Here is a 21,232-nt window from a genome sequence, read left to right as displayed (position 1 = left end):
CCCCGGGGTGACATCGAGCTACCGGTTCGCGGCGCGGCGGGCCGTACCGGCGGGTAGCGGGACGGTCCGCCGTGGGCCGCCGGGGCCCGCGGCGCACACGAAGGCCCCTCACGGGCCCGTGACGGGTCCGTGAGGGGCCTGGGAGGCGTTCCGGGCGGCCCGGGAGGCCGACGGTCGGCCCCGGGTCTCCCGGGGGCGGTCAGCGCCGCAGGGAGGCCAGCGCCTTGCCCATCAGGGCGGCCCGCTCGGCCGCGCCGGGCACATGCTCGAAGCCGAAGCCCAGCAGCACGCTGTCACGCGCGGTGACGGCCGCGTACGAGCGGTACAGCTCACCGGTGCGGGCCCAGTCGCCGGTCACCGTGGGGCTGCCGGCCGGGGCCGGGGCGACGCTCCAGGTGCCGAGCGACGTCTCGAAGCCCTCGGTGTCCCGCGCGATGCCGCCGACGACGAGCTGCGCCTGGTCGGCGAAGACGCCGCGCTCACCGCTGCCCGGGTCGGTGACATAGCTCAGCGACAGCTCGACCTTCTTGCCCGCGTAGGCGCTGAGGTCGAACGCGACCTGCTTCCAGCCGCCGGACGAGCCGGTGAAGCTGTTCCACGAGCCCGTGGTGCCGGTGTTCGCGCAGGCACCGGCCCCCAGGGTCAGGTAGTGCCGCAGGAACGGATGCCCGTTGACGAAGTACCCGGCCTCGCACTCGACGGGCGCGTCCGTGGAACTGGCGCCGTTCCTGTCGGGGAGCGTCGTCCAGTCGTCGGCGCCCTCGGTGTGCGCCTCCAGCAGCACATGGTCGTAGCGGTTCTCGACGTTCCAGTTGAGCGCCGTCCGCAGTTCGGGGGCGTCGGCGGCGGAGACCCCGGTGAGGTCGACGGTGCGGGTCAGCCGCTTCCAGTCCCGGTCGTCGTGGACGGCCGAGGCCATGCCCTGGCCGGTCTGCGGCGCGTACGGGTTGACGAGCCCCGGGTAGCCGCCCGCCGGAGCGCTGCGGAACTGCGGGAACTGCGCCGCGGGCAGCGAGTCGGACGTGACGAGATAGCGGCTGGGGGCGTCCAGCGGGTTGCCCGCGGCCCCGGCGAGCGGGGTCCCGGTGCCGCTGAGCGCGCCCTCACCGGTGAACGAGGTGACCCCGGGCGCCGTCAGCCGCTCGTACGCCCCGAGGTAGTACTGGGCGAAGTCGTTGGAGGAGGCGCGTCCCAGGTTGACGTTGCCGCCCGCGCGTTCGCCGGACTCGATCAGCTTGCCGCCCTCGTTGAGGTAGGCGCGCAGCGCGAGCTGGGTGGGCGCGCCGGGGGTGACGGCGCCGGTGTAGTGCACGACGGACGGGAAGTGCGCCAGCACACCGAGGGCGTGCGGGACGCCCTGGGTGGCGACGTCCCAGACGGCGGCGGATCGGCCGTTGGCCTGGAGCGCGGCGACGTAGGAGGCCGTCTGGGTGGCGGCGGCGCCTTCCTCGGCGACCACGAGGACCGAGGCCCTGGGGCGCTCGGCGACCGTGTACGTGAAGGGTTCGCTCGCGACCTTGCCGGAACGGGTGCGGCCGGTGAACCAGACCTCGACCCGGTCACCGGGGCGGGCGTCCTCGATCCGCGCGCGGTACTCGTCGAAGTACAGGTTGTCCTCGCCGCCGAAGGTCTCGCCGCCCTTCCAGCCGCGCAGGTCCTCGTCGTGCGTCCGGCCGCCGTTGATCCGGTAGTTGAGCTCCTTGTCCCGCACGGACTTGCGGGCGGTGACGGCGACCTCCTGGTCGGCCCCGCGCGCGTAGGACGTGGTGAAGGGGTGCGGGGTGAAGTCGGGGGCGTCGATCCCGGTGACGGACACGGGACGGTCGGGGCGGGACGCGGTCTCCGCCACGGCGAGCGCGAAGGGCAGGTTGGCGGTGAACTCCTCCTGGATCAGCTTCTCGTCGTCCGGGAAGGTGAAGACGGAGGCGCAGTCCTGGGCGTTCCAGGCGTCGTCGGGGTAGCGCTGCGAGATGGTCTGGCAGGTCGACATCTCGGGGGTGAACATCGCGATGCCGTTCACGTTGCCCGCGTGGCCGTCGGCCTCGCCGTTGGTCGTGTACAGCTCGGAGGAGACCTGGGGGCGGTAGCCGGGTATCGCGGGCTTCTCGGGGGTGCCGGCGAGGGCCTTGTACAACACGTCGTCGGGGGTGTTGGTGGCCACCTGCCAGCCGACGCCGTAGAGGATCAGTTCGGCGGCGGAGTGGTAGTTGACGCCGTACTCGAAGCCGATGCGCTTCTGGAAGCGGTCGATGGCCCGGGTCTCGGGCTCGGAGCCGGGGCTCGCGCCGCGGTAGGTCTCCGAGGAGGGCGCGGGGGACGAGCCCTCGTCGTCGTAGCCCCACTTGTAGGGGAAGTTGCGGTTGAGGTCGACGCCGTCGCCCGCGGTGATCCGGCCGTCGCCGTCGATGTCGCGCAGGTTCTTGCGCCACTGGCGCTCACCGTCGGCGGCGTGGGTGAAGTCGTAGCCGTCGGGGTTGGCGGACAGCACGAACCACAGTTCGGTGGTGTCCACCAGCTTCTTGATCCGCTTGTCGCTGCGGTAGTTGTCGAGGTAGTGGTGCAGCAGCCGCCGGGTCATCTCCGGGGTGATCCATTCCCGGGCGTGCTGGTTCGACATGTACAGGGTCGCGGGCCGGGCGCCGTCCTTGGTGGTGCGGGCGCCCTTGCTGACCTTCACCGCGAGGATGTCCTGGCCGCCCTGGGACTTCCCGATGGACACGACCTTGGTGAGCCCCGGGTGGGCCTGCCCGGTGCGGACGATCTCCTCCTTGAGCCCGCCCGGTCCGCTGTACGGGCGGTACACCCCGTCGCCCGCCGCGGCGACGCGTCGCTCCGCGGCGGCGGAGACCTGGCGCTCGGTGACGTCGACGCCCTGGCCCTCCAGATTCCGGGCCTGGCGGTCGGTGAGGTACAGCTCGACGCGCGCGGTGCCGCGCTCGGGTGCCCGTTCGGAGAGCTCGTGGGCGTCCTGGCCGGCCTTCAGGAGGAGCGGTATCTGCTCGCGGGTGACGTCCGCCTCGAAGACCTTGACGGCCTCCGCGTCGTCCGTCACGGCCGGCGCGGTCCGCTCCAGCGCCCCGGCCTGGCCGAGAGGTGCGGCGGTGAGTCCGCCGAGGAACAACGCGCCCGTCGCGAGGATCGCTCTCGCTCTTCGTCTCATCTGTACCCCTGGTGGTGGTCCTGCACTTTTGTGGGCGCGTGCCAGGCTCACCGCCCTTCATGATCATGTCAATGGAGTGTTTTCAGCCTTTCTCACGGCAAGCGAGAGCCCGGCGGGGGCACGGGAGCCACGTACGGTCACGCGGCTCCCCGGCACCCCGCCGGGCTCAGGGAAGAGAAACGGCTGCTCAGCCGACCAGGTTGTCGGCCATGTCCTCGGTGAGATTGGACTCCGTCCCCGGGATGCCCAGGTCGGACGCGCGCTTGTCGGCCATCGCCAGCAGCCGCCGGATACGCCCGGCCACCGCGTCCTTGGTCAGCGGCGGGTCGGCGAGCGCGCCCAGCTCCTCCAGCGACGCCTGCTTGTGCTCCATCCGCAGCCGGCCGGCCGCCGCCAGATGCTCGGGCACCTCGTCCGCGAGGATCTCCAGCGCCCGCTGCACCCGCGCGCCCGCCGCCACCGCGGCCCGCGCGGACCGCCGCAGATTGGCGTCGTCGAAGTTGGCGAGGCGGTTCGCGGTGGCGCGCACCTCGCGCCGCATCCGCCGCTCCTCCCACGCCAGGACCGACTCATGGGCACCGAGACGGGTCAGCAGGGCGCCGATCGCGTCCCCGTCCCGGACGACGACCCGGTCCACCCCGCGCACCTCACGGGCCTTCGCGCCGATCTGGAGCCGGCGGGCCGCCCCGACCAGCGCCAGCGCCGCCTCCGGTCCGGGGCAGGTCACCTCCAGCGACGAGGAGCGGCCGGGCTCGGTGAGCGAGCCGTGCGCCAGGAACGCCCCGCGCCAGGCCGCCTCGGCGTCACAGGTGGCCCCGGAGACCACCTGCGGCGGCAGCCCCCGGATGGGACGGCCGCGGCCGTCCACGAGGCCCGTCTGCCGGGCGAGCTGGTCACCGCCCGCGACGACGCGGACCACGAACCGCGAGCCGCGGCGCAGCCCGCCGGGCGCCATCACGATCAGCTCCGAGCTGTGCCCGAAGATCTCCAGGATGTCCCGCTTGAGCCGGCGGGCCGCCATCGCGGTGTCCAGCTCCGCCTCGATCACGATGCGTCCGCTGACCAGGTGCAGCCCGCCCGCGAACCGCAGGATCGACGAGACCTCCGCCTTTCTGCAGCAGGTCCGGGTGACGGGAAGCCGGGAAATCTCATCCTTCACCGCTGCCGTCATCGCCATGGGCCGATCCTTCCATGCATCCGAAAAATACGGTCGTACGCGGCGGCCAACAGCTCCGGATCGTGCCTGGGGCTGCCGTCGGTCCGGGCGACCGGGGCCAGTTCGACCGTGGCCCCGAAGCCCTGGGCGGCTTCGGCGAGCGAATCACGGTCCGGCACGGCGGCCTCGTCGGCGAGCACCACGTCCAGGGCGAGTTTAGGGGCGTGTCGTCCCAAAACCTCCAAATGACGCTGCGGGGAGAACCCCTCGGTTTCTCCGGGTTGGGGGGCGAGGTTCAGCGCGAGCACCCGGCGCGCCTTCGTCTCGGTCAGGGCGTCCCTCAGCTCCGGCACCAGGAGGTGCGGGATCACCGACGAGAACCATGAACCGGGCCCCAGGACCACCCAGTCGGCGTCCAGGACGGCCCCCACGGCCTCCGGTACGGCGGGCGGATCGTTGGGCACCAGGTGCACCGACTGCACCTCACCGGGGGTGAGCGCCACGGTGGCCTGTCCACGGACCGTGTCCACGTCATCGGGACGATCCGGGTCATGCCCTCTGACCAGGGCTTCCAGCTCCAGCGGCACCGCCGACATGGGCAGAACACGGCCCTGCGCGCCCAGCAGCTTGCCCACCAGGTCCAGCGCGAGCACATGATCGCCGAGCTGCTCCCACAGGGCGACGATCAGCAGATTGCCGACGGCGTGTCCGTGCATCTCGCCACCGGACTGGAAACGGTGCTGGATCACCCGGGCCCAGGTCTGCCCCCAGTCGTCGTCCCCGCACAGCGCGGCGAGCGCCTTGCGGAGGTCCCCAGGGGGAAGAACGCCCAGCTCATCGCGGAGACGGCCGCTGGAGCCGCCGTCGTCCGCGACGGTGACGACGGCGGTGAGATCGCCGGTGATCCGGCGCAGTCCGGCGAGGGACGCGGACAGGCCCATGCCGCCGCCGAGGGCGACGACCTTGGGCTGTGCGCCGCGGCGGCGGACCCGCTCGGGCTTTTCACCCGGACGGAGGGGGGTGGTGCGGCCCAAGCGGCGCAACCGGAGTGTGCGCCCGGTCATTCGCGTCCCATGTCCCGGTGGACGACGACGGTCTCGACGCCCTCGGCGGCCAGCCGTGCGGCGAGCTTCTCCGACATGGCGACGGAGCGGTGCTTGCCGCCGGTGCAGCCGACGGCGATGGTCACATAGCGCTTGCCCTCGCGGCGGTACCCGGCGGCGATGAGCCGCAGCAGCTCGGCGTAGCGGTCCAGGAACTCCTTGGCACCGGGCTGGTTGAAGATGTAGGCCGAGACCTCCTCGTTGAGCCCGGTGAAGGGACGCAGCTCGGGGACCCAGTGCGGATTGGGCAGGAAGCGCATGTCGACGACGAGGTCCGCGTCGACGGGCAGCCCGTACTTGAAGCCGAACGACATCACGGTGGCCCGCAGCTCGGGCTCCTCCTCGCCCGCGAACTGGGCGTCCATCTTGGCGCGCAGCTCGTGGACGTTCAGGCTGGAGGTGTCGATCACCAGGTCGGCGTCACCGCGCAGCTCGCGCAGGAGTTCGCGTTCGGCGGCGATGCCGTCGACGATCCGGCCGTCGCCCTGGAGGGGGTGCGGGCGGCGCACGCCCTCGAAGCGGCGGACCAGGGCGTCGTCGGAGGACTCCAGGAAGACGATGCGCCGGGTGACGTGCTTGGACTCCAGGTCGGCGAGGGACTCGCGGAGGTTGTCGAAGAAGCGCCGGCCGCGGACGTCCACGACGACGGCGATCCGGGCGACGTTGCCCTGGGAGCGGGCGCCGAGCTCCACCATGGTGGGGATCAGCGCGGGCGGGAGGTTGTCGACCACGAACCAGCCGAGGTCCTCCAGACACTTCGCCGCGGTGGAGCGGCCCGCGCCGGACATCCCCGAGATGATCACCAGCTCGGGAATGGCCGCCTCGGGGACCCCGGGAGTGTCGATCGTCGCGCCCGTACTCACCTGTGCTCCGTCTTTGTCCGGTTCTGTGTGCTCGCCGTGCTCGCCCTGGGCCGCGGGGCCGTCGGTGGTGCCCCGCTCGCCGCCGTCACCCGGGGCGGACGTGGTGTCCGCCCCGTCACCTGTGGCGTCCGTGTCACCCGTGGCGTCGTGTGCGTGTCGATCGGTCATGGCTCCTGCCCCCGTCGGTTGTCCGAGGTGCCCGCGGACACGGGTTCCTCGTCTTCGATGATCTCTCCGGTCGCCGTGTTCACGGCGGGCGCGGCCGGAGCCGCTTCCGCGAGGGCCGCGGCGATCGTCAGGGCCGTCTTGCGGCCTATGCCGGGCACCTCGCAGATCTCGTCGATTGTGGCCGACCGGAGCCTCTTCACCGAACCGAAATGCTTGATCAGGGCCTGCTTGCGGGCATCCCCCAGGCCGGGGACGTCGTCCAGCGGGCCCGCGCGGAAGCGTTTGGCGCGCTTGGCCCGCTGATAGGTGATCGCGAAGCGGTGGGCCTCGTCCCGCACCCGCTGGAGCAGATACAGGCCCTCACTGGTGCGGGGCAGGATCACGGGGTCGTCCTCGCCGGGCACCCACACCTCTTCGAGGCGCTTGGCGAGCCCGCAGACGGCGATGTCGTCGATGCCCAGCTCGTCCAGCGCGCGCCGGGCGGCGGCGACCTGCGGCTGTCCGCCGTCGACCACCACGAGCTGGGGCGGGTACGCGAAGCGCTTGGGCCGCCCGTCGTCGTCGGTGGGGCCGAGGGGCGCCTCGGGCGTGCCGTCGGCCCGCAGGACGACGGGCGGGGCGTCCTCGGCGGGGGCGGGGGCCGTCGGGGCGGCGGGGGTCGTGGGGATGGTGGCCTCGGCAGGGGCCGTGGGCACGGCGGGCTTGGTCAGGTCGGCGGACGGGGTCGGCGCGGTGAGGTCACCGGGCGCGGCCGGGCCGTCGGACACAGGGAGGCCGCCGGGCGCGGTCGGGTCGGCGGGCACGGGGGCTTCCGTGTCGGCGGGGTCGGGCGGCTGGGTCCACTCCCCCGTGCGCTCCTTCTCCTGGAGATAGCGCCGGAAACGTCGGGTGATCACCTCGTGCATGGAGCGGACGTCGTCCTGGCCCTCGCCGTGCCAGAGCTGGGTGTCCCCCGCGCGGCCCTTGATCTGGAACCGCCGGTACTCGCTCTTGCGGGCGAGACCGTCCTCGAAGACGACCATCGAGGCGACCACGTCGTCACCCTGGAAGTGCGAGATGTCGTAGCACTCGATACGCAGCGGGGCGCTGTCCAGCTCCAGGGCGACGGCGATCTCCTCCAGCGCGCGCGAGCGGGTGGTGAGGTCGGAGGCGCGCTTGGTCTTGTGCAGCACGAGGGACTGCTGGGCGTTGCGCGCGACGGTCTCCATGAGGGCCTTCTTGTCGCCGCGCTGCGGCACCCGCAGCGAGACGTTCGCCCCGCGGCGGCCGGTCAGCCACTCCTGGACGGGCTCCGCCGGGTCGGGCAGCGCGGGGACGAGGACCTCGCGGGGCACGGCGTCACCGCTCTCCTCGCCGTAGAGCTGCTGGATGGCGTGCTCCACCAGGTCACCCGTGGTGACCGCCTCGACCTTGTCGGTGACCCAGCCACGCTGGCCGCGCACCCGGCCGCCGCGCACATGGAAGATCTGCACGGCCGCTTCCAGCTCGTCCTCCGCGAGGGCGATCAGATCCGCGTCGGTGGCGTCCGCGAGGACGACCGCGCTCTTCTCCATCGCCTTGCGCAGCGCCCCGATGTCGTCGCGCAGCCGGGCGGCCCGCTCGTACTCCATCTCCTCGGCGGCGTCGGTCATGCTCTGTTCGAGGCGGCGGATGTACGTGCCGGTGCGTCCGGCCATGAAGTCGCTGAACTCGTCGGCCAGTTCGCGGTGGTCCTCGGGGCTGATCCGGCCGACACAGGGCGCGGAACACTTGCCGATGTAGCCGAGGAGACAGGGGCGGCCGGTGCGCGCGGCGTTCTTGAAGACGCCCGCCGAGCAGGTCCGTACCGGGAAGACCCGCAGCAGCAGATCGACCGTGTCCCGGATCGCCCAGGCGTGCCCGTACGGCCCGAAGTACCGTACGCCCTTGCGTTTCTGACCGCGCATCACCTGGACGCGGGGGAACTCCTCGTTCATCGTCACCGCGAGGTAGGGGTAGCTCTTGTCGTCGCGGTACTTGACGTTGAACCGGGGGTCGAACTCCTTGATCCAGGAGTATTCGAGCTGGAGGGCCTCGACCTCGGTGGACACCACCGTCCACTCCACGGACGCGGCCGTGGTGACCATCGTGCGGGTACGCGGATGCAGACCCGCGAGGTCCTGGAAGTAGCTCGCGAGCCGCTGGCGCAGGCTCTTCGCCTTGCCGACGTAGATCACCCGGCGGTGCTCGTCACGGAACTTGTAGACCCCCGGCGAGTCGGGGATCTGTCCCGGCTTGGGGCGATAGCTGGAGGGGTCGGCCATGTCTCACACCCTACTTGCGGCCACCGACAGCCGTGCCCCGACGGCCCTGCCCCGGGGTGCGGGCACGGGTACGGGCCGGTGCGGCACCGGGGTCCTCCGGTGCCGCACCGGCCCGCCCGGGGCCCGTGGCGCCCGGCCGGGGCCCCCGCGGGCGGTGTGTGGTTCCCACGGGGGCCCCGGCAGCGTGCCGTCCCGGGGCGTGGAGGGGGCGGGCCTCATCCACGCCCCGGGACGCCGGTCAGCGGCCGGGCGGCACGCGCCGCCGCAGCGCGGCACCCGCCCACAGCAGCGTGGCGAGCAGACCCACGCCCGCCGCGCCCGAGGCCACCGCGACGGAGACGTTCAGCGGGTCGTCCGGGGCCGCCGCCCGCGCGGGTGCCCCGGCACCGGCGTCCGGGCGGGTGTCCTGCTGGACCGGTCCGTAGCCGCCCGCCTTGCCGGACTTGGCGTAGGCGGAGCCCGGCAGCTTGTCGCCGTACGCACGCCGCACCCGGTCACGGTAGGCGTTCAGACTGGTGCCGTCGGTGCCCACCGCGGTGCGCGCCTCCTTGTCGAGAGGCACCACGCGCGCGTCGCGCTGCACGAACCAGGCGCCTATCTGCGGCTCCTGGAACACGGTCCCCCCGGGCAGCCTCCGTTCGCCCAGAGCCGTGTAGCGCGTCTCGTCGTCACCGGTGGCGATGTTCACCACCTGCCACACGCCCTCGTGACGGGCCGTCCACAGGGACGCCGTACGGCCGTCGGCGGACACCGCGCGGCTCGCGTGGTGGACGGGTACCGCGATCGGCGCGCCCCGCTTGCCCGCGGCGAAGTCCCGGGACAGGTGGTACACGGGTACCGCCTGTCCGTCGACACGCGGTTCACCGGCCACCCGCGCGCGGGTGCCGTCCCGGTCGAAGAAGCGGGTGAGGGTCTCCATGGCGGCCGGTGCGGTGGCCGCCTTGTCCGCGGCCGCCCGGCTCGCCGCCGAGGGGTCGGGGTCGGCGCCTGCCGTGGGCGCCGCGAGCCCCGTGAGCAGGGCGGCGGCGGTGACGGTGAGGGCGGCGCGCGACAGGGTGCGGGCCGGGGTCAGGTGTCGTGTCGTGGGTCGCACGCTTCTCACGCCCCGATCCGGTAGAGGGAGTGGGTCCAGCTGAAGGTGTTGTTGTTGACGTACCAGGAGTGCGACGCCCAGCTGTAGCGGTTGCTGCTGGGCCACGGGTCGCCCCAGTACACCCAGCTGCCCGAGTCGTCGTAGCCGTACAGGACGTGCATATGGCCGCCGCCGGCGGACCACTGGATGCGGGTCTCGACGGGCCGGTCGGCGTTGATCTCGGTCTGGAGGGCCGGGTAGCGGAGCCAGCCGTTCACATAGGAGCCGGGACTGACGCCGGTCCAGCGCAGTCCGGTCTGGACATCACCCAGGGTGGCCTGCGAGTTGGGGCACGTGCTGTTCTGCGACCGGCCGAAGGCGGCGTTGCAGAACTGGTTCTGCGAGTAGGTGCGGCCGTACCAGGCGGCGATGGTGTTGCCCGCCGCCGCCCAGCACCAGTTGGTCTTCTGCTGGGCCTGCATGGTGATGTTCAGCCGCTTGGTGGCGAGTGCGGAGACGTCACCGGGGCCGGCCGGTCCCGGCCGGGTGCCGGGGACGCCGACCTCGGACGGGGCCGTCAGGGCATGGGAGGGGGCCATGGGGGTCCCGGCGGTGCCGAGCGGGGCCGTGGGGCCCGCCTGCTGCCAGGAGACCGCGGACGGGCCCGGGACGGGTGCCGCGGAGGCCATGGGCGCGGTGAGGGCGGCCAGGGCCGCCGCGGCGGCCGTCGCCGCGAGCAGCGCGGGCCGTCGGGTTCGGTGGGTACGGGGATGTCTGTGGCGCATCGCGATCCTCCCGTGGGGGTGGGGTGACTGGAGGAGCGCGTCCGGACGCTGGGATGAGCATCAAGTGTTGTCCGGTGCAGGTCAACACGATTCAATGCGGGATGACGTGAGTCCGTGAACGGGGGCACACCGATGTGAACAAGCCAGGGACGGCGACCAGGCCACCCCCGGCACCAGCGTCAACGGCCCGTGGAGCCGTTGTGGACATTCACAGAGAGGCCCTCCTGATGCGGCACGGCACACCCCCGTCGAACGCTCCCGCCGAGGAACAGGAACTGGACGCCGCGCTGCGGGCGGGGCCCTTCCACGCCGCCCTGCGGGCCGCGATCGCCGCGCGCAGCCTGTCGCTCCAGCGGGTCCAGCACCATCTCGCGCGCCAGGGCGTCAAGGTCGGGGTGACGAGCCTGAGTTACTGGCAGCAGGGCGCCCGCCGCCCGCAGCGCCCGGAGTCGCTGCGCGCGGTCCGCGCCCTGGAGGAGATCCTCGAACTGCCCGAGGAGTCCCTGATCCGGCTGCTGGCGCAGCCCGGGGGCGTCGGCGGACCGCGGCGCCCGGCGGCCCGCACCTACCGGTCCCTGGTGGAGGCGTCGGGCGTGCTGGAGCGGCTGCTCGGCGAGCTGGGGTCCCCGCTCGACGGGGGGCTGCACACGATCGGGCACCACGAGCGGGTCAGCATCGGCGCCCGGCGCGAACTCCTCGGCCGGGAGTCCCACCATGTGGTGCGCGCGCACAAGGACGGCGTCGACCGCTATGTCGCCATCCATCACGGCGACCCGGGCTGCGCGCCGGAGCGGGTGACGGTCGGCGCGCTGGAGAACTGCCGTACGGGCCGGGTCCGCTGGCACGGCGCCACCGGCGTCCTGGTGGCCGAGTTCCTGTTCGACACCCGGCTGCGCGCGGGTGACACCCATGTGTTCCGCTACGCCTTCGAGGACGGCACCGCGGGCGCCTCCCAGGAGTACGTGCGGGGTTTCAGCTTCGCGGGCGGCCAGTACCTGCTCCAGGTGCGGTTCGCGGAGGAGGCGCTGCCGGTGCGCTCCCACCGGTTCGTCCAGCACTCGGCGGCGGCCCCGCGCCAGGCCCGCCACGAGCTGGACCTGAACGGCCGCCACCGCTGTGTGCACTTCGTGGAGCCGCAGGTACGGGCCGGGTTGCTGGGCATCGACTGGGACTGGGACTGACCGGTCGGTCGGGCCCCGGTCGGCCGTTGTCGCCGCCGTCGCCGTCAGGCCTCGGTGGGCCCGGCGACCAGTCGTCCGTTCTCGACCCGGACCGGCACCTGGGGCAGCGGCACCGTGGCCGGGCTCTTCAGCACCTCACCCGAGGTGGCGTCGAAACGGCTGCCGTGGCACGGGCAGATCAAGGTGGTGCCCTCCATCTTGTTGATCGGGCACGCGGCGTGCGTGCACACACTGCCGTACGCGGTGAGGGCACCGTCACGCGCGCGCGTGACGACCACCTTCTGGTCCTTGAACAGCCTGGTCGTGCCCTTCGCGACCTGCCCTTCGGGGCCCAGGTCGACGGGCGCCGTCGGGGTGGCCGTGGCCGCGCGGCCGCTCCCCTCGGTGGAGCAGGCGGCGAGACCGAGTCCGACCACCGGGATGGCCGCGGCTCCCTGGAGCAGGGCGCGGCGGCTCGGCGTCGGGTGCGCTGACATGGCGTCTCCATGGGTTCGTGCTGGTCAGGCCGGATTCCACCCGGCCGGACGATATCGGGGACGACCCTACCGGCCCCGACCCGGCCCGTCCGGCGGGGGTGACGGGGAGGGAACCCGGCGGCCGGCGGGCCCACGTACCCTGCGGTCGGGGTCGCCACCCCGCACACATCGTGCCGTCCGGACGGGAGGGGGACCCGTCACCCGGGAGCGGCGGAAGGGACCACAGTGATCGTCGTCGCCGGAGAAGCCCTCATCGACCTCGTACCGGAGCGGCCCGACGCGCTGGCGCCGCTGCTGCCCCGGCCCGGCGGCGGGCCGTACAACACCGCCGTGGCGCTGGGACGGCTCGGCTCCCCCACCGCGTTCCTGTCGCGGGTCGCCACGGACGGCTACGGCGAAGCGCTGCTCAAGGGGCTGCGGGAGGCGGGCGTGGACGTGTCGTCCGTCCAGCGGGGCCCGGAGCCGACACCCCTGGCGCTCGCGTCCGTGGGTGAGGACGGCTCCGCCTCGTACACCTTCTACGTGGACGGCACGGCCGACCGGCTGTTCACGGCGCCCGAGGCGCTGCCGGACGGGACGCGAGCGGTGGCCTTCGGCACCTGCTCCCTGGTGCTGGAGCCGGGCGCGAGCGCGTACGAGGCGCTGCTGCGGCGGGCTCACGCGCGCGGGCTCCTCACGCTGCTGGACCCCAACATCCGGGCGGCCCTCGTCCCGGACGCCGACGCGTACCGCGCGCGTTTCCGGTCCTGGCTGCCGTCCGTGACGGTGCTCAAGCTGTCCGTGGAGGACGCCGACTGGCTGGGGGGCACTCCACGGGAATGGCTCGCGGCGGGGCCCCGCGCGGTGGTCCTGACCCGGGGCGCGGCGGGGCTGACGGTGCACACCCGGGACGGTGGTGAGCTGAGTGTGCCGTCCCACCCGGTGGACGTGGTCGACACGATCGGCGCGGGGGACACCGCGGGTGCCGCCCTGCTGCATCTGCTGGCGGCCCATGACGCGCTGTCCGCCGCCGGTGTCGCGGCGTTGTCGGCGCGGCGGTGGCGGGATGTCCTCACGCGTACGGCGCGGGCCGCCGCGATCACCTGCTCCCGGCCGGGCGCGCAGCCCCCGTGGGCCCGGGAACTGGACGACGGGCCCGGCTCCGGGACCGCGTGAAGCCCCGCACCGGTGCGATGCGGGGCTTCACGGGTGTCACCACCCGGGCGTCGTACCGGGTCAGCTCTTACGGGCCGCCGCGGTCGAACCCCGCTTCGCGGGGGCCTTCTTGACGGCCGTCGCCTTCTTGGCGGCCGTGCTCTTCGCCGCCGGGGCCTTCTTGGCGGTGGCCGGCTTCGCCGCCGTCGTCTTCGCGGCGGTCGTCCTGGTGGCGGTGGCCTTGGCGGTCGCCTTGGCGGTCGTCTTCGCCGCGGTCTGCTTCGTGGCCGTCCGCTTCGCCGCGGACGCCTTCACGGCCGGGGTCTTCGCCGCCGGGGTCTTCGCCGTGCGCTTGCGGGCCGGGGGCGTGAGCTCCTGCGGGACGAGGACACCCTGGAGGAACTTGCCCGTGTGGCTGGCCGGTACCCCGGCGACCTCCTCGGGGGTGCCCTCGGCGACGACGAGTCCGCCGCCGTTGCCGCCCTCGGGGCCCATGTCCACGACCCAGTCGGCCGTCTTGATGACATCGAGGTTGTGCTCGATGACGATGACCGTGTTGCCCTTGTCGACCAGCCCGGACAGTACGGTGATCAGCTTGCTGATGTCCTCGAAGTGCAGACCTGTGGTCGGCTCGTCGAGGACGTACACCGTACGGCCCGTCGACCGCTTCTGGAGCTCGCTGGCGAGCTTCACCCGCTGCGCCTCACCACCGGACAGGGTCGGCGCGGGCTGACCGAGACGGACGTACCCGAGGCCGACCTCGAACAGCGTCCGCAGGTGGCGGGCGATACCGGGAACGGCCTCGAAGAAGCCGAGGGCCTCCTCGATGGGCATGTCCAGCACCTCGGCGATGGACTTGCCCTTGTAGTGGACGTCCAGCGTCTCCCGGTTGTAACGCGCTCCGTGGCAGACCTCGCACGGGACGTACACATCGGGCAGGAAGTTCATCTCGATCTTGATGGTGCCGTCGCCGGAGCAGTTCTCGCAGCGACCGCCCTTGACGTTGAAGGAGAAGCGGCCCGGCTGGTAGCCGCGCACCTTCGCCTCCGTGGTCTCCGCGAAGAGTCTGCGCACATGGTCGAAGACACCGGTGTACGTGGCCGGGTTGGAGCGAGGGGTACGGCCGATCGGGGACTGGTCGACATGCACGACCTTGTCGACCAGGTCGTCGCCCTCCACGCGCGTGTGCCGCCCGGGGACGCTTCGGGCGCCGTTCAGCTCGCGCGCCAGATGCGTGTACAGGATGTCGTTGACCAGGGTCGACTTGCCCGAGCCCGACACACCGGTGACAGCGGTGAGCACACCCAGCGGGAACGACACGTCGATGTCGCGCAGGTTGTTCTCACGGGCGCCGTGGACCGTGAGCCGGCGGGTGGGGTCCACCGGGCGGCGCACATCGGGCAGCGGGATGGACTTCTTCCCGGACAGATACGTGCCCGTGATCGACTCGCTGTTGGTGAGCAGATCGGCCAGGGGGCCGCTGTGCACGACATTGCCACCGTGCTCACCCGCGCCGGGGCCGATGTCCACCACCCAGTCCGCGACCTTGATGGTGTCCTCGTCGTGCTCCACCACGATCAGGGTGTTGCCCATGTCCCGCAGCCGCACCAGTGTCTCGATCAGCCGGTGGTTGTCACGCTGGTGCAGCCCGATGGACGGCTCGTCCAGCACGTACAGCACACCCACCAGGCCGGAGCCGATCTGGGTCGCCAGCCGGATGCGCTGGGCCTCACCGCCGGACAGGGTGCCCGCCGCGCGGTTCAGCGACAGATAGTCCAGCCCGACGTCGACCAGGAACCGGAGCCGTTCGTTGACCTCCTTGAGGACACGCTCGGCGATCTGCTTGTCCCGGGCGTTGAGCTTCATCCCGCCGAGGAACTCCGCGCAGTCGCTGATCGACATCGCGGCCACGTCGGCGATCGACTTGTCCATGACGGTGACGGCCAGCACGATCGGCTTGAGACGGGTGCCCTCGCAGGTCGGGCAGGGCACCTCGCGCATATAGCCCTCGAAGCGCTCCCTGCTGGTGTCGCTCTCCGCCTCGCTGTGCCGCCGCTTCACGAACGGCACGGCGCCCTCGAAGGCGGTCGTATAGGCCCGCTCACGGCCGTAGCGGTTGCGGTAGCGGACCTCGATCTGGGTGCGGTGGCCGTTGAGCAGGGCCTTCCTGGCGCGCTGCGGCAGCCCCGCGAAGGGGATGTCCGTACGGAAGCCCAGGGCGTCCGCCAGGGCGTTGACCAGCCGCGCGAAGTAGTCCTTGGTGTGGCCGTGCGACCAGGGGTGGATCGCGCCCTCGTCGAGCGACTTGTCCTCGTCGGGGACGATCAGCTCCGGGTCGACCTCCATACGGGTGCCGATGCCGCTGCAATCGGGGCAGGCGCCGAAGGGCGAGTTGAACGAGAAGGAACGGGGCTCCATCTCCTCGAACGACAGGTCGTCGTAGGCGCAGTAGAGGTGCTCCGAGTACATGCGCTCGCGCTCGGGGTCGTCCTCGGGGAGATCCACGAAGTCCAGCACGACCATGCCGCCGGAGAGCCCCAGCGCGGTCTCCACGGAGTCCGTGAGCCGCCGCTTGGCGCTGTCCTTGACGGTGAGGCGGTCGACGACCACCTCGATGGTGTGCTTCTCCTGCTTCTTCAGGGTGGGCGGCTCCGAGAGCTGGATCGTCGCGCCGTCGACCCGCGCGCGGCTGTAGCCCTTGGTCTGGAGGTCCGCGAACAGCTCCACGAACTCGCCCTTGCGCTCCCGCACGAGCGGCGACAGCACCTGGAAGCGGCTGCCCTCGGGCAGCTCCAGGACCCTGTCCACGATCGCCTGCGGGGACTGCCGGGAGATCGGCCGCCCGCACTCGGGGCAGTGCGGCTTGCCGATCCGCGCGAAGAGCAGCCGGAGGTAGTCGTACACCTCGGTGATCGTGCCGACCGTGGAGCGCGGGTTGCGCGAGGTGGACTTCTGGTCGATCGAGACCGCCGGGGACAGGCCCTCGATGAAGTCGACGTCGGGCTTGTCCATCTGGCCGAGGAACTGCCGGGCGTACGAGGACAGCGACTCGACGTAGCGCCGCTGGCCCTCGGCGAAGATCGTGTCGAAGGCGAGCGAGGACTTGCCCGAGCCCGACAGACCCGTGAAGACGATGAGCGAGTCGCGTGGCAGATCGAGCGAGACATTCCTCAGATTGTGCTCGCGGGCACCACGGACGATGAGACGGTCGGCCACGCCGGTCCGCACCTTTCTAGAGTGAAGCGACAGGAGCGGCGCCCCCGTCCTTCCCGGACTCATGAGGGCCGCCGTCAGCGATGGGCGGGTTCTGCTTCTGCTGGGCGGGACCGGCTGCGCCGTGGTCCCCGACTACCAAGCATGCCCGATGCCTGAACCGAGCTTATAGCACGTGCATTCGATTTACGGCCCAGGTGTGCCACCTTCACCCGATCGAGTGGCGGGGATATCGTGACGACCATGAATGATCATGTACGCGACCTGGCAGCTGTACGTGAAGCGACCGAACGGCTGCTCAGCGCGGCCAACGGTCTGGACAACGCGTCGCTGGCCGAGCCGTCACGGTTGCCGGGCTGGAGCAGGGGCCACGTCCTCGCCCACCTGGCCCGCAACGCCGACGCACTGGTGAACGTCCTCGGGGGCCATCCGATGTACCCGAGCGCCGGGGCCAGGGACTCCGACATCGAGCGGGACGCCGACCGCGACCTGGGGACCCACCTCAAGGACGTCCGGGAGAGCTCCACCCGTCTGGCGGTGGCGGCCCAGATCCCGGCGGACTGGTCCCGCACGGTGGAACTGCGCAACGGCGTCACGGACAGCGCCTCCCGCCTCCCCTTCCGGCGTCTGGTGGAGGTGGAACTGCACCATGTGGACCTCGGTATCGGCTACGAGCTGGAGGACCTGCCCGCCGGATTCGTCCAGCAGGAGATCAACTTCCTCGCGGAACGCTTCCGGGGCCTCGAATCCGTACCGGCGGTCCTGATCCGGCAGGACGACGGACGGCTGGTCCGCACCGGGCACCAGGGCGGCACCCCGCTCACCGTGACCGGCCGGCAGGCCGACCTGGTCGGCTGGCTCGCGGGCCGCCGCGACGGCGCCGCCCTGACCGTCACGGGCGGCCCTCTGCCGCTTCTGCCGCCCCTCTGACACGCTCCGAGGGCGCCGGGCACCCGGAGCGCCGACCACCCGGTCCCGGCCGCTCCACAGCAGCTCCGGCGCCCTCCCGGAGCCGGGGGCCGCTGAGTAGGCTGGCCCCCATGACGTACAGCGGAGTGGTCAAGGTCGGCGGACCTGCGGATGTGCACGAACTGCGGAACCTGATGATCTCCAAGGTCGCGGTAGGACCCATGGAGAACAACGCGTATCTGCTGCGCTGCCGCGCGACGGACGAGCAGTTGCTGATCGACGCCGCCGCCGACGCCCGAACCCTGCTGACACTGATCGGCGCGGACGGGATCACCGCCGTGGTGACCACGCACCGGCACGCCGACCACTGGCAGGCGCTCGCCGAGGTCGTCGCCGCGACCGGCGCGCGCACCTACGCGGGCCGCTACGACACCGAGGGCATCCCGGTGCCCACCGATGTCCCTGTGGCGGACGGTGACACCCTGCGCGTGGGACAGGTGGAACTGCGTGCCGCGCATCTGAAGGGCCACACACCCGGCTCGATCGCCCTGGTGTACGACGACCCGCACGGGCACCCGCACGTGTTCACCGGCGACTGCCTCTTCCCCGGCGGTGTCGGCAACACCCGCAAGGACCCGGAGGCGTTCGCGAGCCTCCTGCACGACGTCGAGACCAAGATCTTCGACACCCTGCCCGACGAGACCTGGGTCTACCCGGGGCACGGCAAGGACACCACCCTGGGCGCCGAGCGTCCGCAGCTGCCCCAGTGGCGGGCGCGCGGCTGGTAGGGACCGGCTATCCGGCGGCCAGGGTCACGACCCGTTCGACCGCGAAGGCGTACCCCTGCACCCCGCAGCCCGCGATGACCCCGTCGGCGCGCAGCGACACATAGGAGTGGTGCCGGAACTGCTCGCGCTGATGGATGTTCGAGATGTGCACCTCCACCACGGGCAGACCGTCACAGGTGTTCAGCGCGTCCAGCAGGGCGACGGAGGTGTGGGAGTACGCGGCCGGGTTGATCACGATGCCGGTGTGCCGCTGCCGGGCCTCGTGGATCCAGTCCACCAGTTCCCCCTCGTGGTTGGACTGCCGGAAGTCGACGGTGCCCCCGTGGGCCGCCGCCGTCCGCGCGCACAGGGCCTCGACATCGGCCAGGGTGGCGCTGCCGTAGATCTCCGGCTGACGCTGACCGAGCAGGTTCAGATTGGGCCCGTTCAGGACCATGATCGGCGCGGTGGCGAGGGAACGGGCGGGGCTGGTCATGGCGGGGCCTCCGGTCGGTACGGGCGCGTCAGGGGAGGTCTATCACGGTGCCCCGGGGCGCGGCGGAGGCGGTTGCCACCACCCTGGGACGCTCTCCCGGTCCTGCCTGCGGCGCGCCCGGCCCTAGCGGACAGATCCGGCCCGCCGCTGTCCGCTAGGGATTGATCGCGAGTACGAGGTACGCGGCGAACAGCACCAGATGGACGCCGCCCTGCAACGGGGTCGCGCGGCCCGGCACCACCGTGAGGGTGCCGACCGCGACGGTCAGCGCGAGCAGCACCATATGGGTCGCGCTCAGCCCGAGGACCAGGGGCCCGGACAGCCACAGGGAGGCGACGGCCACGGCGGGGATCGTGAGTCCGATGCTGGCCATCGCGGAGCCGAGGGCGAGGTTGAGGCTGATCTGGACCCGGTCCCTGCGGGCGGCGCGCAGCGCGGCGATCGTCTCGGGCAGCAGGACCAGCAGCGCGATGATGACGCCGACGACGGCGTGCGGCAGCCCGGCCGCGTCGACGCCCGACTCGATGGTCGGGGAGACCCCTTTGGCGAGGCCGACGACCCCGATCAGGGCCAGGGCGAGCATCAGGAGACTGATCCGGGTGGTGCGTGTGCTGGGGCGGTCGATGGCGTCCTCGGCGTCGATGACCTCACCGTTGCGGGTGATCGGCAGGAAATAGGACCGGTGCCGTACGGTCTGCGTCGCGACGAAGAGCCCGTACAGGGTCAGCGAGGCCACGGCGGCGAAGGTGAGCTGCGAGGTGGAGAACTCGGGGCCGGGCTTGCTGGTGGTGAACGTCGGCAGGACCAGGCTGAGCGTGGCGATGGTGGCGACGGTGGCCAGGGCCGCGCCGGTGCCCTCGGGGTTGAACACGGCCACCCGGTGGCGCAGCGAGGCGGCGAGCAGGCTGACGCCCACGACGCCGTTACAGGTGATCATCACGGCGGCGAAGACGGTGTCCCGGGCGAGCGTGGCGCTCTTGTCCCCGCCGTCGGCCATCAGGGTCACGATCAGCGCGACCTCGATGATGGTGACGGCGACGGCCAGGACGAGGGAGCCGAGGGGTTCCCCGACCCGGTGGGCGACGACCTCCGCATGGTGGACGGCGGCGAGGACGGCCAGGGCCAGGACGACGGTGACGAGGGCGACGATGCCGCTGGGCATGTCGCGTCCCCAGGTGAGGGCGAGGAGGACCACGGACAGGACGGGCACGACCGCCGTCCAGCGTGCTGCGAGGGCCCCGAGCCGAACGATCATGGCTCCGATGGTTCCAGAGGGGTCGTCGGCGCGCATGCCGGCCGACGGGCGCGCCCGCTTCCCGGCGGGGTGCGGGCGCCCCGGTCCGGGGTCGGCGCGGCGCTCCGCGGGACCGGTGGCGGGCCCCGGAACGGCCGACAGGCCACCGACCGGGAGGGTCGGTGGCCTGTCGGGGGGTCCTGGTCCGCGGCGGCCGGTGGGCGGGGCCCACCGGCCAGGGGATCAGAGGTCGACGCCCTGGTGGTCCGAGGCCTCGGCCTCGGCCTGTGCCTGCTTCTTCGAGGCGATCAGGCTGGTGATCGTCGTGATGACGAGGACACCGCAGATCACGCCGAGCGAGACCGGGATGGAGATCTGCGGTACATGGACACCCGACTCGTGCAGCGCGTGCAGCACGAGCTTGATGCCGATGAAGCCGAGGATGACCGACAGGCCGTAGCTCAGGTGGACCAGCTTCTTGAGCAGTCCGCCGATGAGGAAGTACAGCTGGCGCAGACCCATCAGCGCGAACGCGTTCGCCGTGAACACGATGTACGGGTCCTGGGTGAGGCCGAAGATCGCGGGGATGGAGTCCAGCGCGAACAGGATGTCCGTGGTGCCGATGGCCAGCATGACGACCAGCATCGGCGTCATGACCTTCTTGCCGTTCTCCACGATCCACAGCTTGGTGCCGTGGTAGCGGTCGGCGACACCGAAACGCTTCTCCAGCGCCTTGATCAGGCGGTCCTCTTCGAAGTCGTCGTCCTCCTGGCCCGCGCGGGCCTCCTGGATCAGCTTCCAGGCGGTGTAGATGAGGAAGGCACCGAAGATGTAGAAGACCCAGGAGAAGTTGGTGATGATCGCGGCACCGGCGGCGATGAAGCCCGCGCGGAGCACGAGTGCGATCAGCACACCGATGAGCAGGACCCGCTGCTGGTACTGCGTCGGGACCGCGAACTTCGCCATGATCAGGACGAAGACGAAGAGGTTGTCGACGCTCAGCGACTTCTCGGTGATGTATCCCGCGAAGAACTCACTCGCGGGCTGGCCACCGCCGAAGACCGCCAGACCGACACCGAAGAGGACGGCGAGCACGACCCAGACGATCGTCCAGATGCCGGCTTCTTTGATCGATACGTCGTGGGGCTTGCGGCCGATGAAGAAATCGGCCGCGATAAGGGCACACAGGCCCGCGATCGTGACGACCCATAGGGTCAAGGAAACATCCACTGC

Annotated in this window: 16 protein-coding genes; 4 read left to right on the top strand and 12 right to left on the bottom strand. The window is 71.8% G+C overall.

Features of this window, described 5'->3' with window-relative positions; genetic code table 11:
• Positions 1-199 precede the first annotated feature (199 nt).
• The 7 genes from OG711_RS29925 to OG711_RS29895 all read right to left on the bottom strand — a co-directional run bounded on the left by OG711_RS29925 (position 200) and on the right by OG711_RS29895 (position 10,589).
• Entirely contained in the window at positions 200-3,160 is a 2,961-nt protein-coding gene (locus OG711_RS29925) for a M14 family metallopeptidase (RefSeq protein WP_266514083.1), read from the bottom strand.
• Positions 3,161-3,347: 187 nt separating this feature from the next.
• Positions 3,348-4,337, bottom strand: coding sequence for a DNA-binding protein WhiA (gene whiA / locus OG711_RS29920; protein WP_073790830.1), 990 nt, complete (start codon positions 4,335-4,337; stop codon positions 3,348-3,350).
• Positions 4,328-5,380: a gluconeogenesis factor YvcK family protein gene (locus OG711_RS29915; protein ID WP_073790832.1), complete on the bottom strand. Its 1,053-nt coding sequence runs from the start codon at positions 5,378-5,380 to the stop codon at positions 4,328-4,330. Before OG711_RS29915 ends, whiA begins: the two co-directional genes overlap by 10 nt.
• A complete protein-coding gene (gene rapZ, locus OG711_RS29910) occupies positions 5,377-6,450 on the bottom strand; it encodes an RNase adapter RapZ (protein WP_079184815.1) in 1,074 nt (357 codons plus the stop codon). The genes OG711_RS29915 and rapZ overlap by 4 nt, the downstream gene beginning before the upstream one ends.
• Positions 6,447-8,732, bottom strand: a complete 2,286-nt coding sequence (gene uvrC / locus OG711_RS29905; RefSeq protein ID WP_329561597.1) for an excinuclease ABC subunit UvrC — start codon at positions 8,730-8,732, stop codon at positions 6,447-6,449. Before uvrC ends, rapZ begins: the two co-directional genes overlap by 4 nt.
• Before the next feature lie 238 nt (positions 8,733-8,970).
• Positions 8,971-9,825 (bottom strand): hypothetical protein, encoded by an 855-nt coding sequence (locus tag OG711_RS29900; protein WP_329564140.1) that lies wholly within the window; start codon positions 9,823-9,825, stop codon positions 8,971-8,973.
• Positions 9,826-9,830: 5 nt separating this feature from the next.
• On the bottom strand, positions 9,831-10,589 hold the full coding sequence (locus OG711_RS29895; protein ID WP_329561595.1) for a papain-like cysteine protease family protein: 759 nt from the start codon (positions 10,587-10,589) through the stop codon (positions 9,831-9,833).
• Positions 10,590-10,816: 227 nt separating this feature from the next.
• On the opposite strand from OG711_RS29895, the gene OG711_RS29890 reads away from it, so the two are divergent.
• Complete coding sequence (locus OG711_RS29890; protein WP_073790840.1) at positions 10,817-11,770, top strand: hypothetical protein; 954 nt, start codon at positions 10,817-10,819, stop codon at positions 11,768-11,770.
• 44 nt (positions 11,771-11,814) lie between these two features.
• Here the strand turns inward: OG711_RS29890 and OG711_RS29885 are convergent, their stop codons facing one another.
• Positions 11,815-12,246, bottom strand: coding sequence for a Rieske (2Fe-2S) protein (locus tag OG711_RS29885; RefSeq protein WP_073790842.1), 432 nt, complete (start codon positions 12,244-12,246; stop codon positions 11,815-11,817).
• Between the two features lie 225 nt (positions 12,247-12,471).
• Here OG711_RS29885 and OG711_RS29880 point away from each other — a divergent pair, with 225 nt between their 5' ends.
• Complete coding sequence (locus tag OG711_RS29880; RefSeq protein WP_266514095.1) at positions 12,472-13,401, top strand: carbohydrate kinase family protein; 930 nt, start codon at positions 12,472-12,474, stop codon at positions 13,399-13,401.
• Positions 13,402-13,461: 60 nt separating this feature from the next.
• Here the strand turns inward: OG711_RS29880 and uvrA are convergent, their stop codons facing one another.
• Positions 13,462-16,596: an excinuclease ABC subunit UvrA gene (gene uvrA, locus OG711_RS29875; protein WP_329561592.1), complete on the bottom strand. Its 3,135-nt coding sequence runs from the start codon at positions 16,594-16,596 to the stop codon at positions 13,462-13,464.
• Between the two features lie 240 nt (positions 16,597-16,836).
• Between uvrA and OG711_RS29870 the strand changes: the two genes are divergently transcribed.
• Entirely contained in the window at positions 16,837-17,523 is a 687-nt protein-coding gene (locus OG711_RS29870) for a maleylpyruvate isomerase family mycothiol-dependent enzyme (protein WP_073790846.1), read from the top strand.
• Positions 17,524-17,633: 110 nt separating this feature from the next.
• Positions 17,634-18,290, top strand: coding sequence for an MBL fold metallo-hydrolase (locus OG711_RS29865; RefSeq protein WP_073790848.1), 657 nt, complete (start codon positions 17,634-17,636; stop codon positions 18,288-18,290).
• A 7-nt stretch (positions 18,291-18,297) separates the two neighbouring features.
• Here the strand turns inward: OG711_RS29865 and aroQ are convergent, their stop codons facing one another.
• The 3 genes from aroQ to OG711_RS29850 form a co-directional block, all read right to left on the bottom strand.
• On the bottom strand, positions 18,298-18,765 hold the full coding sequence (aroQ, locus tag OG711_RS29860) for a type II 3-dehydroquinate dehydratase (RefSeq protein WP_266514106.1): 468 nt from the start codon (positions 18,763-18,765) through the stop codon (positions 18,298-18,300).
• Positions 18,766-18,919: 154 nt separating this feature from the next.
• Complete coding sequence (locus OG711_RS29855; RefSeq protein WP_329561589.1) at positions 18,920-20,020, bottom strand: calcium:proton antiporter; 1,101 nt, start codon at positions 20,018-20,020, stop codon at positions 18,920-18,922.
• 222 nt (positions 20,021-20,242) lie between these two features.
• The gene (locus OG711_RS29850; RefSeq protein ID WP_073790854.1) at positions 20,243-21,229 is read right to left on the bottom strand and encodes a TerC family protein; all 987 of its coding nucleotides are present in this window, start codon (positions 21,227-21,229) and stop codon (positions 20,243-20,245) included.
• Positions 21,230-21,232: the final 3 nt, after the last annotated feature.

The sequence above is a fragment of the Streptomyces uncialis genome (assembly GCF_036250755.1).
Taxonomy (GTDB): Bacteria; Actinomycetota; Actinomycetes; order Streptomycetales; family Streptomycetaceae; genus Streptomyces; species Streptomyces uncialis.
This window is presented reverse-complemented; position numbering and strand designations above follow the sequence as displayed.